At 43.0% G+C, this 12,720-nt stretch carries 13 protein-coding genes; all 13 read right to left on the minus strand.

Annotated elements, in window-relative coordinates:
• Positions 1-44: 44 nt before the first annotated feature.
• Positions 45-1,844: a beta-glucuronidase gene (gene uidA, locus NQZ91_02285; GenBank protein ID UUM58220.1), complete on the minus strand. Its 1,800-nt coding sequence runs from the start codon at positions 1,842-1,844 to the stop codon at positions 45-47.
• 15 nt (positions 1,845-1,859) lie between these two features.
• A complete protein-coding gene (locus tag NQZ91_02290; protein UUM58221.1) occupies positions 1,860-2,888 on the minus strand; it encodes a sugar kinase in 1,029 nt (342 codons plus the stop codon).
• A 55-nt stretch (positions 2,889-2,943) separates the two neighbouring features.
• A complete protein-coding gene (locus tag NQZ91_02295) occupies positions 2,944-4,497 on the minus strand; it encodes an MFS transporter (protein ID UUM58222.1) in 1,554 nt (517 codons plus the stop codon).
• A gap of 187 nt (positions 4,498-4,684) precedes the next feature.
• A complete protein-coding gene (locus NQZ91_02300) occupies positions 4,685-5,518 on the minus strand; it encodes a DNA/RNA non-specific endonuclease (protein ID UUM58802.1) in 834 nt (277 codons plus the stop codon).
• A gap of 28 nt (positions 5,519-5,546) precedes the next feature.
• Complete coding sequence (locus NQZ91_02305; GenBank protein ID UUM58223.1) at positions 5,547-5,738, minus strand: DNA-directed RNA polymerase subunit beta; 192 nt, start codon at positions 5,736-5,738, stop codon at positions 5,547-5,549.
• Entirely contained in the window at positions 5,731-7,014 is a 1,284-nt protein-coding gene (murA, locus tag NQZ91_02310) for a UDP-N-acetylglucosamine 1-carboxyvinyltransferase (protein ID UUM58224.1), read from the minus strand. Before murA ends, NQZ91_02305 begins: the two co-directional genes overlap by 8 nt.
• Before the next feature lie 14 nt (positions 7,015-7,028).
• A complete protein-coding gene (locus tag NQZ91_02315; protein UUM58225.1) occupies positions 7,029-7,259 on the minus strand; it encodes a DUF1146 family protein in 231 nt (76 codons plus the stop codon).
• 62 nt (positions 7,260-7,321) lie between these two features.
• A complete protein-coding gene (locus tag NQZ91_02320) occupies positions 7,322-7,738 on the minus strand; it encodes a F0F1 ATP synthase subunit epsilon (GenBank protein ID UUM58226.1) in 417 nt (138 codons plus the stop codon).
• Positions 7,739-7,747: 9 nt separating this feature from the next.
• Positions 7,748-9,154 carry a F0F1 ATP synthase subunit beta gene (gene atpD / locus NQZ91_02325; protein UUM58227.1) on the minus strand — a complete coding sequence of 469 codons (1,407 nt, stop codon included), beginning with the start codon at positions 9,152-9,154 and terminating at the stop codon, positions 7,748-7,750.
• Positions 9,155-9,253: 99 nt separating this feature from the next.
• Positions 9,254-10,129 (minus strand): F0F1 ATP synthase subunit gamma, encoded by an 876-nt coding sequence (locus tag NQZ91_02330; protein ID UUM58228.1) that lies wholly within the window; start codon positions 10,127-10,129, stop codon positions 9,254-9,256.
• Positions 10,130-10,140: 11 nt separating this feature from the next.
• Positions 10,141-11,646: a F0F1 ATP synthase subunit alpha gene (gene atpA / locus NQZ91_02335; protein ID UUM58229.1), complete on the minus strand. Its 1,506-nt coding sequence runs from the start codon at positions 11,644-11,646 to the stop codon at positions 10,141-10,143.
• A 21-nt stretch (positions 11,647-11,667) separates the two neighbouring features.
• Positions 11,668-12,201 carry a F0F1 ATP synthase subunit delta gene (locus tag NQZ91_02340; GenBank protein UUM58230.1) on the minus strand — a complete coding sequence of 178 codons (534 nt, stop codon included), beginning with the start codon at positions 12,199-12,201 and terminating at the stop codon, positions 11,668-11,670.
• Positions 12,202-12,708: a F0F1 ATP synthase subunit B gene (gene atpF / locus NQZ91_02345; GenBank protein ID UUM58231.1), complete on the minus strand. Its 507-nt coding sequence runs from the start codon at positions 12,706-12,708 to the stop codon at positions 12,202-12,204.
• Between the last annotated feature and the right edge of the window lie 12 nt (positions 12,709-12,720).

Below are 12,720 nucleotides of genomic sequence, written 5' to 3' on the forward strand. Positions count from 1 at the left end.
TGCTTGGTCCTCCATTACAACTTTCTATTTGCTACTATTATAGCTCATTTCCTCTTATAATGGTAGTTTGGAATGGCAGTCCAACGTTTCTTGATTTCTCTTACAATTTGCTTGGGTTGTCTATTTCTTGAGAACAATCCTTTGTGATTTCCTTGAATACGAATGAGTCCAACCGTGGTTTCAAAATCCGCAAAATTCCAGACTTGCTCACCGATTAGATTAGGAATTGAATCAAAGACGCGATGGTTCATATCGTAGTAATCCACCTGAAATTCCTCTGTATAAGGAATATCCCACATTGAATGCAAACCTGGAAGAGTATCTGCACCATATTCCGTAATCAAAATTGGCTTGTCTGGATAAAGCCCTTGCCAGGTCTCTAATTCCTGTCTCAAGCCCTTTTCTGCTGCCTTCAAGTCACCATGTTCAACATACCAACCATAGTAACGATTGAGACAGACAACATCGACCAAATCCATAACCTCATCCTTATCAGGCGTTGCTGTCATAATATTGACCAAGGTCACAGGACGCTTAGAAGGATCTCTGTCCCTCATGCGCTGAATCAGAGGTTCAAAATAAGCACGTGCTCCCTTTTCATGCCCTGCCGGTTCATTGGCAACAACCCACATCACTACAGAAGGATGATTCTTATCACGAGCTATCAATTCATCAATCACCATCTCATGAGCCTCCTTGGTTTGCATAACTTCCCAAGTATTTTTTACTTCTTCAGAATCACCTGCCAAATTCAATGCTGCATTGAAAAGCTGGAACAGGCCAACTGCTGGCACTTCATCAAGGACGACAATCCCCAAACGATCTGCCAGCCGCATCATTTCCTCAGAATAGGGATAATGAGATGTCCTAAAGGAATTTGCTCCAATATCTTTAAGCAAATTCAAATCCATCAGATTGGCTGCTTCATTGAAACCACGACCATTAATAAAGGTATCTTCATGTTTACCAAATCCCTTGAAATAGAAAGGTTTTCCATTGATGAAAAATTGCCCATTTTCAACTGCTACACTACGAATACCAAATTGTTCTGAGTAGGTATCTAGCAAGTTTTCTCCGTCAAATAATTCAACTTTAGCAATATAGAGATAGGCATCCAAAACCTCCCAAAGGCGTGGATGTTCAATGACCATTTGTCCATTTTCAAGAACCCCCACTTCCTGTCCCTCTTGATCTAAAATATGAATACAAATTGAATCATAGTAACCAACTGCCTTCACATCAACATTTACTACCGCCTGAGTCAAATCTTGATTTATCTCTGTCCGAATAACAATATCTTCAATCCTATTTTTTGGACGTTTATAGAGATGAACCGTTCGCTGGATACCAGCATAGTTGAAAAAGTCAAAATTTTCCTTAACAGTCTTCACAATTTGGCCATTCTCATCCACTTCTTCACTATAATTCCCTACTGGGAGGGTTGTATAATTTAGTTCATTATTGGCACAAACCGTCAATCGGAATTGGTCAGCATCGTATAAGTTTGATGGAATCAAGCATTCAAAAGGGGTAAAACCACCCTTATGTTCCCCGATTAACTGACCATCTGCATAAACTTTTGCCTGATGTGTCACCGAACCAAAGCGTACAACTAACTCCTCATCATCAGCTACTACTGGAAGAGCTACCATCAGTTCATACCAATTATCACCGACAAAACGACGCTTTGCTTTATCGACAACAACATCATTGAAAGAACTCGGTACAACCATTACTTCATCTGTATCTAACAGAGTATGAACATCATTGTTCCCTTGTTTAAATTTCCATATTCCATTTAAGGAATAGACTGAGCGTGTTTTTGTTTGTATTGGATACAACATACTTTTTCCTTCTTTCTATCGTTTTATTTCACGTGACCCTTTTTTCAATAGCAAATCAATATCCGATTGACTGATGACATTAATGTCCCCTTCAATGGTATGTTTGAATTGAAAACTAGCCATCCCCAAGTCGACTATTTCTTGTGGCGTTTTTTCCTGCAAATAGCCCAAAATAATTCCTGCTGTAAAGGCATCCCCTGTCCCAACTCGGTCCAAAACTTGAATGGATTCTTTTTCCGTTTCATAAAGAATACCATCTTGATACAAGTATGCCTTCAACAAATATTCATTATTGTAGGTCATTTCCCTCTGGGTAAAAGCAAGACCCTGCAAAGAATAGTTCTCTGCTAAAACTTTAACAACCTTCAGCAAGGTATCCTTATCTTCATAAGGACGCTTCAACCCCAATTCATCCTTCACATCTTTTCCAGATTCATTGAAGAGTTGAATAGGCTCTAGGCCAAAGCAGATATCCGCCAATTGCACAAAGGGAGATAGTTTTTCCCTTGCTTCTTCAAAAGAAGACCACAAACTTTCTCGATAATTCAAGTCAAAGGAAACCTTAACACCCTGCTCCTTTGCCATTTCCATCAAACGAAAGGCCAGTCGATAAATATTTGGATTCAAAGCGACCGTTATACCACTGACATGAAACCAATCGACACCGTCAAACATGCCTTCCAAATCATAATCTTCTTCCTTGGATAAGCTAAAGGCAGAATAATCCCGATCATAGGTCACCTGGCTAGGTCTAAGAGAGAAGCCCTTTTGATAATAATAAAGCCCCAGCCTTCCTTTTTTTCGAATCAGATGCTTCTGTCCAATCTGCCGTGCAAAGAGAAAGTGTTCTGCCATTTTCCCAACTTCATTTTCCGAAAGTGCCGTCACCAACTCAACTGAATGCCCCAGCTGAGCCAAGCTGGCTAAAACATTCAACTCCGAACCACCAAACTGACAATCTAAACCGGTAGCCTGTGTTAAGGTCTGATAATGAGGAGGAGATAGCCGCAACAAAACTTCTCCAAATGCTAAGATTTTTTTCATACCGCCTCCTAGATGAAAGACCCAGCTGGACTCCTCCAGCTAGGTCGTTATTGTATTATTTATCGTCGTATTGGTCAACCTTATATTGAGTTACATCTACATAATCCATATCAGATAATGGAACATTTTTCGCAATTGCACGCACACGTTCCTCATCTTTTGCCGCTTTCATAACATGGATTTTCTCTTGAATACGAGCCATTTCTTCACGGTCTAGTTTGTAGAATTTCATCAAGAACAAGGATACGCTCAATACCGCTGCTGGAATCACTGTCAATAGGACAATCAGTGCCATTCTCAAATCTGTTGAGAATGCTGTTTCAACGGTTGGGTACTCTTTGCCAAAACCGATACCTGCTAATACAAATCCAACAACCATTGGGGCAAATGAAGAAGCAATTGAGTCTGTCAATGAGAAGATAGTCCCAATCATACCTGACAAGTAACGACCAGATACTGAAGTTTCATAGTCTGTAATATCCGCACCCATGGTCAATACCAAACCAGATGGAGCACTAGATGCGTAGCGAGCAATGATATAAACAACAAAGAAGCCGATTGTGTAAAGATTCCAATTTGTCAAATCCAACATACCTGGTTTAGCTAAAAAGAGCATCGCTGCCAAAGTCACAAGACCAGCAATCCCAAGTTGAAGCGCTGTAATATAGGCAAATCGTAAACCTTTACGACGAGCCAATTGCGCAGCACCAACTGTTACAAGAATACCTGGCAAAATCAACAGCATAGACATTTTTCCAGAAAGAGCATAGTCACCGAAGATAATACCATACAGCATAACCCCGATAACGGAATCTCCAAACAGTTGAGCAACAAATTTTACAAAAGCTGCAGAGATTGAAAGAACCTGCAAAGGTTTGTTTCCTTTGATAACTTTCCAGTAGTCTTTCAACTTCGTTTCTTGTGTCTTCTCACCAAGACCAAAGTATTTCTTATTGTCTTTCTCCCAAATACCGATAATAGCAAGAATACCCAGAACAGCTGAAATCACTACTACACCGAGGAACAATTCTTGGAAGAAACTTGGGGTGAAACCACCATGTTTCGGAACCAAGGTTCCTGATACAACAACCTGACTACCAGTCATCAACACAGTTGTCGCAATACCATCAATAATGTTAAAGATCGGACGTTGTTTTGGATCATTGGTAAGCGCAACTTGCCCTGCTTTAGTAATCGTTTGTTGCAACGAATAACCAATTTTATGAATAATTAAAACAACTAGGAACAATGGTAGACGCAAATTTTCGCTAATTCCACTTAAGCCTAACATCATAAAGAGTGAGGAAGCTGTGATAATATTCCCTAAAACCAAAATAGGACGATATTTACCAAACTTTGTATCCGTTTTATCAATGATAACTCCGATTGTAGGATCGATGAAACCATCAAAGATACGAATATAGCCCATCAGCTGACTGACAAACAGGGCTGCTAAACCAAGTACCCCTGTCGATAAATAAGTCACAAAAGTGAAGGCAACTAAGTAGATATTGGTCGACGAATTATTCATTGCAAACAATATAATCTGCCATAATTTAGCCTTGTTATAAGTAACGTCTTCGACACGTTGCTCAACATGTTTTTCCATTGGAAATTCCTCCTAAATGTTTTCTACGACAAAGTCGTAAGCGTTTTCTTTAACTATATTCTAATATTCATCAGATGATTTGTCAACTGTTTTTGTAAAAATTTTAAAATTATGCACAAAAAAAGACGATTCTCTACGAAAATCATCTGATATATTTGATTTATCAAGAAGGAATTCATCTGATTATTTACTCATTCACCGTGATCTCACCACTATGGTAGTTGATACTGAGTCCACTCTGGACATTTGGCACAAAGACGTTGAATTCCAGGCTACCGTCTGACGATTTAGCCTCCAGGTGACTTCCTAGAGCAATCAGGTCATCATCATCCGCATAGATCAGTGTGACACGGTAGCGGACACGTTTGTTCTTGTCCAAGGCCCGGCGGACTTTTGTTTCATAGTAGTTTTGCCCAGTAGAATAATCCTCATAAGCCTGATTGGACCAGGCCGTTTGAGTGGCAATATTCTTGGGATTGCTGGTTGAGGCGTCAAATCCATCTAAGCCACCAATCAAGGCATAGCCAAGCAAGTGCCCACGGTCCACCGCATGGTCGTATTCTCCTGGCAAATCATGAACCTGATGCCAACCAGCCGGCGTCCAGGAGGTTCGCCCTTGGCCTGTCTGATCACGGTCCTTGTACTGACGCGTAGATTTAGCCATGAGGGCATTAGCGACAGTTGGAATCTCCTCGCCCTGCACCCGCTTGGTCTTATTATCCGCATAAGGCATACTGGAAACTGACGCATCCAAGTTGGTTTTATTATTATTGATAATGAAGGCACCGGCCCCATTCCATTGAATCGAGCCACCCAGTTGTTTCTTGGCCTCATCCGTCAATACACTGGACGCCAACTCCTTGTCGGGTGTTGATTGACTTGCACTGGACTGATTGACATAGTAGGACAAATCCTGACTTGTAGATGACGGCTGATTAAAAAAGTAACCTCCGCCGACCACCAAAATAGTCACCAGCAGGCTCAGCAAACTAGTCGCCTGTTTTTTCGTTTTATTATTCATCATTTCTCCAAAAAGAAAGTAGGCTACCCTACTTTCCTGTAAATTTATTAATCAATTCCTGCCATTTTTCAGGCGAAAGGACAGACCAAATATTGTCACCATCACCAATGACGCCATAGCCAATCATCAAGCCCACTGCAAACAGAAGGAACATGGCCAAGAGGACCAGCAAGACAATCAATAATTGTTTTTTGATATACCCAAACTGTTCTTTATCCATTTTCTACTTCTCCACTCACGCGCTCAATATCCGCTCCCAATCCAGCTAATTTCTCATGGAAACGATAGTACCCCCTGTCCAGATGACTGAGACGGCCAACAATAGTTTCACCTTCAGCAACAAGTCCAGCTAGAATCAGAGCAGCACTGGCCCGCAAATCAGTCGACATAACTTCAGCACCTTGAATTGGCTGACCACCAGTAATAATCGCTGTATCTCGCAAGATTTCTGAAACAACGTCCATCCGGCGCATTTCTTCCAGGTGCTGGAAACGATTTTCAAAAACAGTCTCAATCATGGTTGACTCACCTTTGGCAACGGCCATCAAAGCCGTAAATTGAGCCTGCAGGTCCGTAGGAAACCCTGGATGTGGCATGGTTTTGACCGTCACAGGCTTGAGTTGTTCAACCTGCGAACACACACGAATACCTGCATCCTCTTCTGTTACTTCCACACCCATTTCAAGCATTTTAGAAATAAGGGGACGATTGTGCTCCCAGACGGCATCTTTGACCAGGACATCACCACCAGTCATGGCAGCAGCCACCATAAAGGTACCTGCCTCAATACGGTCCTGAACAACAGGATGCTCTGCACCAGTCAATTCCTCCACACCGTGAATGGTCACCGTTTCTGTACCAGCTCCCTTGACCTTAGCCCCCATCTTATTGAGGAAGTTAGCCAAGTCAACGATTTCTGGCTCCCGCGCAGCATTTTCCAAGACAGTCGTTCCATTGGCTAGAGTAGCAGCCATCATCAGGTTTTGAGTAGCGCCGACACTTGGGAAATCAAGGTAAATCGTTGTCCCCTGCAAACGCTCAGCTGTCGCCTCTATATAACCAGCCCGTTGCTTGATTTTTGCGCCCATAGCCTGCAAACCCTTGAGATGCAAGTCAATCGGCCGGCTACCAATGGTGCAGCCACCAGGCATAGACACCTTGGCATAGCCATTTCGCGCTAAAATTGGGCCCAAAATAACAATCGAAGCCCGCATCTGACTGACGTACTTGTAAGGGGTTTCTGAGCTCAACTTACCGGTCGCATCAATATCGACCGTCTTAGTCTCCTCATCAAACTTAACACGAACACCGAGACCACGAACCACATTATTCATGGTATAAACATCAGACAAAATCGGTACCTGGGTAAAACGAGATTGACCATTTTTTGCTAAAACAGTAGCCGCCAAGAGTGGCAAGACTGCATTTTTAGCCCCTTCGATTTCAACCTGACCCTTGAGAGCAGCTTTCTGACCTCGAACAATAATTTTATCCATGAAATTCCTCTACTTTATGCAAAATTCGTACTGAAAGACCGACCTATGATCACTAACTCCAGGAAGAAGGTCGATACCAGGTAGCCCAGGGCAATTGCAAGAAATAAAATCAGCAAGTTAATTTTTGGCTGATTGTCTCCTGTCACCTTGAGCCAACGTGCCCAATCAACGGTTGTCACCAGAAGATGATGGGCCAAATAGATAAAAAGGATATGACTTAATAATTGTAAAATTGATGTCACCATGTTTCCATTATACCACGAAAAAAGGAAAGAGACCGAACTTAAGTCCAGTCTCCTAGTTATTATTAGTGTTTCCCTACGCGGATACGGTTGATAGCCCGTTGGAGGGCAACGGTCGCCCGTTTCTCCAAGTCAGCATTTTGGGTCGTCTGCGCTTCTTGCAATTCACGCTCGGCCCGCAATTTAGCCCGTTCAGCCCGACTAATATCAATGTCCCGCTCCCGCTCAGCAGAATCCGAAACGACCGTAATCTGGTTTTTATTTACCTCGATAATACCACCGTTGACAGCAATCCAGTCAACGTGGTTTTCATCGTCAATACGACGAACCTTGATTTCATCAATTTCCAGTACAGCAATCAGTTCTTCGTGGCCAGGGTAGATACCCATTTCACCTTCAGGAGTTTTAACCAGAATAAAAGCAGCATGGTGGTCATACTTGATACCATCAGGTGTCACGATTTGAACAGTCATTTGTTCCATAAGTCACCTCTAAAATCTCATTTTAGCAGCCTTGGCAACGACATCTTCAATGGAACCAACATTTCGGAAGGCATCTTCTGGCAAATGGTCATGTTTACCATCCAAGATTTCCTTGAAGCCCTTGACAGTCTCCTCAACCGGTACATAAGAACCTGGCATACCAGTAAACTGCTCGGCAACGTTGAAGTTTTGTGATAGGAAGAATTGGATACGACGAGCGCGACCAACCAAGGTCTTCTCCTCATCTGACAATTCATCCATACCGAGAATGGCAATGATATCTTGCAGTTCCTGGTAGCGTTGTAGGACACGTTTGACTTCCATTGCTACCTGATAGTGCTCTTCTCCTACAACTTCAGGAGCCAGGGCACGAGATGACGATGCCAACGGATCAACGGCTGGATAGATACCCAATTGGGTCAATTTACGCTCCAAGTTAGTTGTCGAATCCAAGTGGGCAAAGGCTGTTGCTGGAGCCGGATCCGTATAGTCATCAGCTGGTACGTAAATCGCCTGGATAGAAGTAACCGAACCTTTCTTCGTTGACGTAATCCGTTCCTGCAATTGACCCATTTCTGTCGCCAAAGTTGGTTGGTAACCAACGGCAGACGGCATCCGACCGAGAAGGGCCGAAACTTCTGAACCTGCCTGCGTGAAACGGAAAATGTTGTCGATGAACAAGAGAACATCCTGACCTTCAACATCACGGAAGTATTCCGCAATAGTCAAACCAGTCAGAGCGACACGCATCCGTGCACCAGGTGGCTCATTCATCTGACCAAAGACCATGGCTGTTTTTTCAATAACGCCAGACTCTTTCATTTCCCAGTAAAGGTCATTTCCCTCACGGGTCCGTTCGCCAACTCCGGTAAATACAGAGATACCACCGTGTTCCTGGGCGATGTTGTGAATCAATTCTTGGATAAGAACTGTCTTACCAACCCCGGCACCACCGAAGAGACCGACCTTACCACCTTTCAAATAAGGGGCCAAGAGGTCAATAACCTTGATACCTGTCTCCAAGATTTCATTGGATGTAGACAATTCATCAAAGGTTGGTGCCTTCTTATGAATCGGTTCACGTTCTGCATCTTCTGCAAAAGGCTCATCCAAATCAATGGTATCACCAAGAACGTTGAAAACACGACCCAAGGTTTCCTTACCAACTGGCACAGAAATGGGACGCCCGGTGTCCAAGACTTCCATACCACGAGTCAAACCATCTGTCGACTCCATAGCGATAGTCCGAACAACACCATCGCCCAACTCCAAAGCAACTTCAAGCACAACTTTCTGTTTGGAGTCATCATTTTTATATACAACCAGTGCGTTGTTAATCTCAGGTAGTTTGTCCTCAGCTGCAAACGCAACGTCTACAACGGGTCCGACAACCTGAGTAATTTTGCCTGAACTCATCTTATTTCCTCTATTTCTATTCTTTACCCAAATCAATCAAACACAAACTAGGTTCCTATCTAGTCGTCTACTGAAATTTGATTTGTCCGAGTAAAACTACTAAAGGGCTGATGCGCCTGCTACAATCTCTGTAATTTCTTGCGTGATTGCAGCCTGACGAGCCCTGTTGTATTGAATGGTCAAATCATTGATGACATTTTTTGCATTGTCTGTCGCAGTTTGCATAGCTGTCATACCAGCCGCATTCTCAGCCGTCTTAGCATCCAAAATAGCACCATAAATGGTTGATTCTGCATACTGGGTCAAGAGCTGTTCCAAAATCACTTCACGATTTGGCTCTAACTCAAAGGTAGCTGTGTAACCATCTGTTTCATGATAGTCCAAATCTTCTACTGGCAACATCTGCTGCACACGAACCTGACTGGTTAAGCTATTGACATGGTGGTTGTAACAAACATACAATTCATCAAACAGTTCATTTTTGTACATTTCAACAGACTTGGAAATGATTTTTTGAACTTCTTCAAAGCTAGGATTATCAGCAATTCCCCGCAATTCAAAGACAGGATTGATACCACGCGCACGGAAAAAATCCGCACCCATACTGCCGATAGCAATAATGGCATACTCATCTGGTGAGTCATGGTCTTGATCAATCATGCCCATAACAGCCTTCAGGATACTAGAATTATAAGATCCTTTGAGGCCGCTATCGGATGTAATGACGATATAGCCTGATTTTTGAATCGGACGGCGGAGCAACATAGGGTGGCTAGTATCAGATGCAACCAATTCACCATGCAACAAGTCCGTTGTAATCTGACGAACCTTGCTAGCGTAAATCTGGAAGGATTGGGCTAGTTGCTCTGACTTAGCTAATTTTGAGGCCGAAACCATCTGCATGGCACCTGTGATTTGACTGGTTTTCTTAGTTGATGTAATTTTTGACTTGATTTCATTGAGAGAACCTGTCATATTTCACTCCTTTACTTAAAGACAGACTGGTCTTTGAAGGCTTGAATGGCCGCATTCAACTCATCTGTATCTGGAAGATCCTTGGTTGACCGAATAACTTCCAAGAGGTTATCGTAATGCAAATCAAAATAAGCATACAATTCTTCTTCAAAGGTCAAAATATCATCAATCGGCACTGAATCCAAATAACCATTAGTCAAGGCGTACAAAATCAAGACTTGTTTTTCAACAGGTAATGGTTTGTGCAATGGTTGTTTGAGAACCTCGACTGTACGACGACCACGGTTGAGTTTAGCCTGCGTAGCCGCATCCAAATCCGAACCAAATTGCGTAAAGGCCTCCAATTCACGGTAAGAAGCAAGGTCGATACGGAGAGTACCAGCCACCTTCTTCATCGCCTTGATTTGAGCCGAACCGCCGACACGCGATACAGAAGAACCTGCATCAATGGCCGGACGAATACCTGAGTTGAACAAGTCATCCTTGAGGAAAATTTGTCCATCGGTAATAGAAATCACGTTGGTTGCGATATAGGCTGAAATGTCTCCTGCCTGTGTCTCGATAAATGGCAGAGCTGTAATCGAGCCTCCACCCAACTCATCAGATACCTTAGCCGAGCGCTCTAGTAAGCGACTGTGCAAGTAGAATACATCCCCTGGATAGGCCTCACGACCTGGAGGACGACGGAGCAAGAGAGACAATTCACGGTAGGCTACCGCTTGTTTTGACAAATCATCATAGACAATCAAAACGTGCTTGCCTTCGTACATAAATTCTTCCGCCATAGCAACACCTGCATAAGGGGCCAAGAACAAGAGCGGAGAAGGTTGCGATGCAGAAGCTGTTACAACAATTGTGTAGTCCAAAGCACCGTACTGACGAAGGGTTTCTACCTGTGTACGAACCGTTGATTCCTTCTGACCAATGGCCACGTAGATACAAATCATATCTTGGCCTTTTTGGTTGAGAATGGCGTCAATGGCTACAGACGTTTTACCCGTCTGGCGGTCACCGATAATCAACTCCCGCTGGCCACGACCGATTGGTACCAAGGCATCAATGGCTTTCAAACCTGTTTGCAAAGGCTCTGTAACAGATTTACGTTGCATAACACCGGGAGCTGGGTATTCAACTGGACGTGTCTTTGTTGTACGGATTTCTCCTAAGCCATCAACTGGTTGACCGAGCGGATTGATAACCCGACCAATCAAGCCTGAACCAACTGGTACTTCCATGATTTTACCAGTCCGACGGACCACTGAGCCTTCACGGATGTCTGTAAAATCTCCGAGAATGATGATACCAACGTCATTGGTCTCCAAGTTTTGAGCCATACCAATAGTATCGTTTTCAAAAATCAGAAGCTCGCCACTCATGGCATTATCTAGACCCTGAGCACGAGCAATTCCGTCACCGATATAGGTCACTACACCTGTCTCAGTATAGTCAAAATCAGGCTGAAAGCCCTCTATTTGTTGTTTTAGTAAAGCGCTAATTTCTTGTGCATTAATCACCAAAAGAACACCACTTTCTATTTTCTAAAGTTTTTTCTTAACGTCATTCAACTGACTGCGTACACTGGCATCAATGACCTTGTGGTTGACCGTCACAATAAAGCCCCCCATCAAAGTCCTATTCAGCTCTTCAACAATACTACGAACACGAAGAGAAAAACGTGTTTCTATCAGTCGACGAAGACGCTCTTTTTGTTCTTCTGTCAGCGGATAAACTGAAACCACATGGGCCTCAAATTCATTTTTAAACTTACTAATTTGTAGCTGAGCACGTTCCAGTGTTTCCAAGAGCAAATCAGCATGCCCATCTCGAATCACATCTTCGATAAGGTCATTGATTTGCCAAAAACTGGACTGACGAACAGTCCGAACGAATTCAGCCTTCTCTTCTTTAGAAACAGTCGCTGACAGCAAGAGACGATTGAGCTTACTATCATGAATAATGGAAATCAAGGCTGAAATTTGGTCATACATTTCCCAAATCTCTTCATGATCACTAACTTTTTCAGCAAATGATAGAGCATACTTTTGCACCAGGGCATTTTCTCTAGCGTTCATCTACTTGTCTCCTAGTTTATCCAAATAACGATCAATCAATTGACTATGGGCCTCCTGGTCCAAATCTTCCAAGATAATCTTTCCAGCCAAATCAACTGCCAACTCCGCTACCTGTACATGCAGGTTTTCTTGAGCTTCGCGTCTTTCTGCCTCAATTTCAAGCTGAGCCTTCTGTTTCAATCCTTGAATTTCAACATCAGCTTGTTCCAACAAGCGCTTCTTCTCTAATTTTGCACGTTCAACAGCATCTTGAATGATTTTTTGACCTTCGATACGGCCTTGAACCAACTCATCTTCTCTCTGTTGTACAAGGTTAGAAGCCTGCGTTAATTTTTCTTCCGCACTATCAATATCATTGGCAATCTTAGCAGCACGTTCTTCAAAAATTCCAGTAATCTTGTCCCACGCAAATAGGCGAATTAAGACGAGCAGAACAGCAAAAGATGCTGTTACCAGAATAAAGTTCCCCAAAACTGTACTTGATTGCATTGCAATAAGTGTTACCATCTTTTCATATTC

The sequence above is a fragment of the Streptococcus suis genome, from assembly GCA_024583055.1.
GTDB classification, from domain to species: Bacteria; Bacillota; Bacilli; order Lactobacillales; family Streptococcaceae; genus Streptococcus; species Streptococcus suis_V.

What these genes read in the sequence shown, in the direction of transcription:
- NQZ91_02320 (UUM58226.1), bottom strand. Translation starts at nt 7,738, where the DNA reads ATGGAACAAATGACTGTTCAAATCGTGACACCTGATGGTATCAAGTAT.
- NQZ91_02295 (UUM58222.1), bottom strand. Translation starts at nt 4,497, where the DNA reads ATGGAAAAACATGTTGAGCAACGTGTCGAAGACGTTACTTATAACAAG.
- NQZ91_02330 (UUM58228.1), bottom strand. Translation starts at nt 10,129, where the DNA reads ATGACAGGTTCTCTCAATGAAATCAAGTCAAAAATTACATCAACTAAG.
- NQZ91_02305 (UUM58223.1), bottom strand. Translation starts at nt 5,738, where the DNA reads ATGGATAAAGAACAGTTTGGGTATATCAAAAAACAATTATTGATTGTC.
- atpF (UUM58231.1), bottom strand. Translation starts at nt 12,708, where the DNA reads ATGGTAACACTTATTGCAATGCAATCAAGTACAGTTTTGGGGAACTTT.
- murA (UUM58224.1), bottom strand. Translation starts at nt 7,014, where the DNA reads ATGGATAAAATTATTGTTCGAGGTCAGAAAGCTGCTCTCAAGGGTCAG.
- NQZ91_02315 (UUM58225.1), bottom strand. Translation starts at nt 7,259, where the DNA reads ATGGTGACATCAATTTTACAATTATTAAGTCATATCCTTTTTATCTAT.
- atpD (UUM58227.1), bottom strand. Translation starts at nt 9,154, where the DNA reads ATGAGTTCAGGCAAAATTACTCAGGTTGTCGGACCCGTTGTAGACGTT.
- NQZ91_02300 (UUM58802.1), bottom strand. Translation starts at nt 5,518, where the DNA reads ATGAATAATAAAACGAAAAAACAGGCGACTAGTTTGCTGAGCCTGCTG.
- NQZ91_02340 (UUM58230.1), bottom strand. Translation starts at nt 12,201, where the DNA reads ATGAACGCTAGAGAAAATGCCCTGGTGCAAAAGTATGCTCTATCATTT.
- uidA (UUM58220.1), bottom strand. Translation starts at nt 1,844, where the DNA reads ATGTTGTATCCAATACAAACAAAAACACGCTCAGTCTATTCCTTAAAT.
- NQZ91_02290 (UUM58221.1), bottom strand. Translation starts at nt 2,888, where the DNA reads ATGAAAAAAATCTTAGCATTTGGAGAAGTTTTGTTGCGGCTATCTCCT.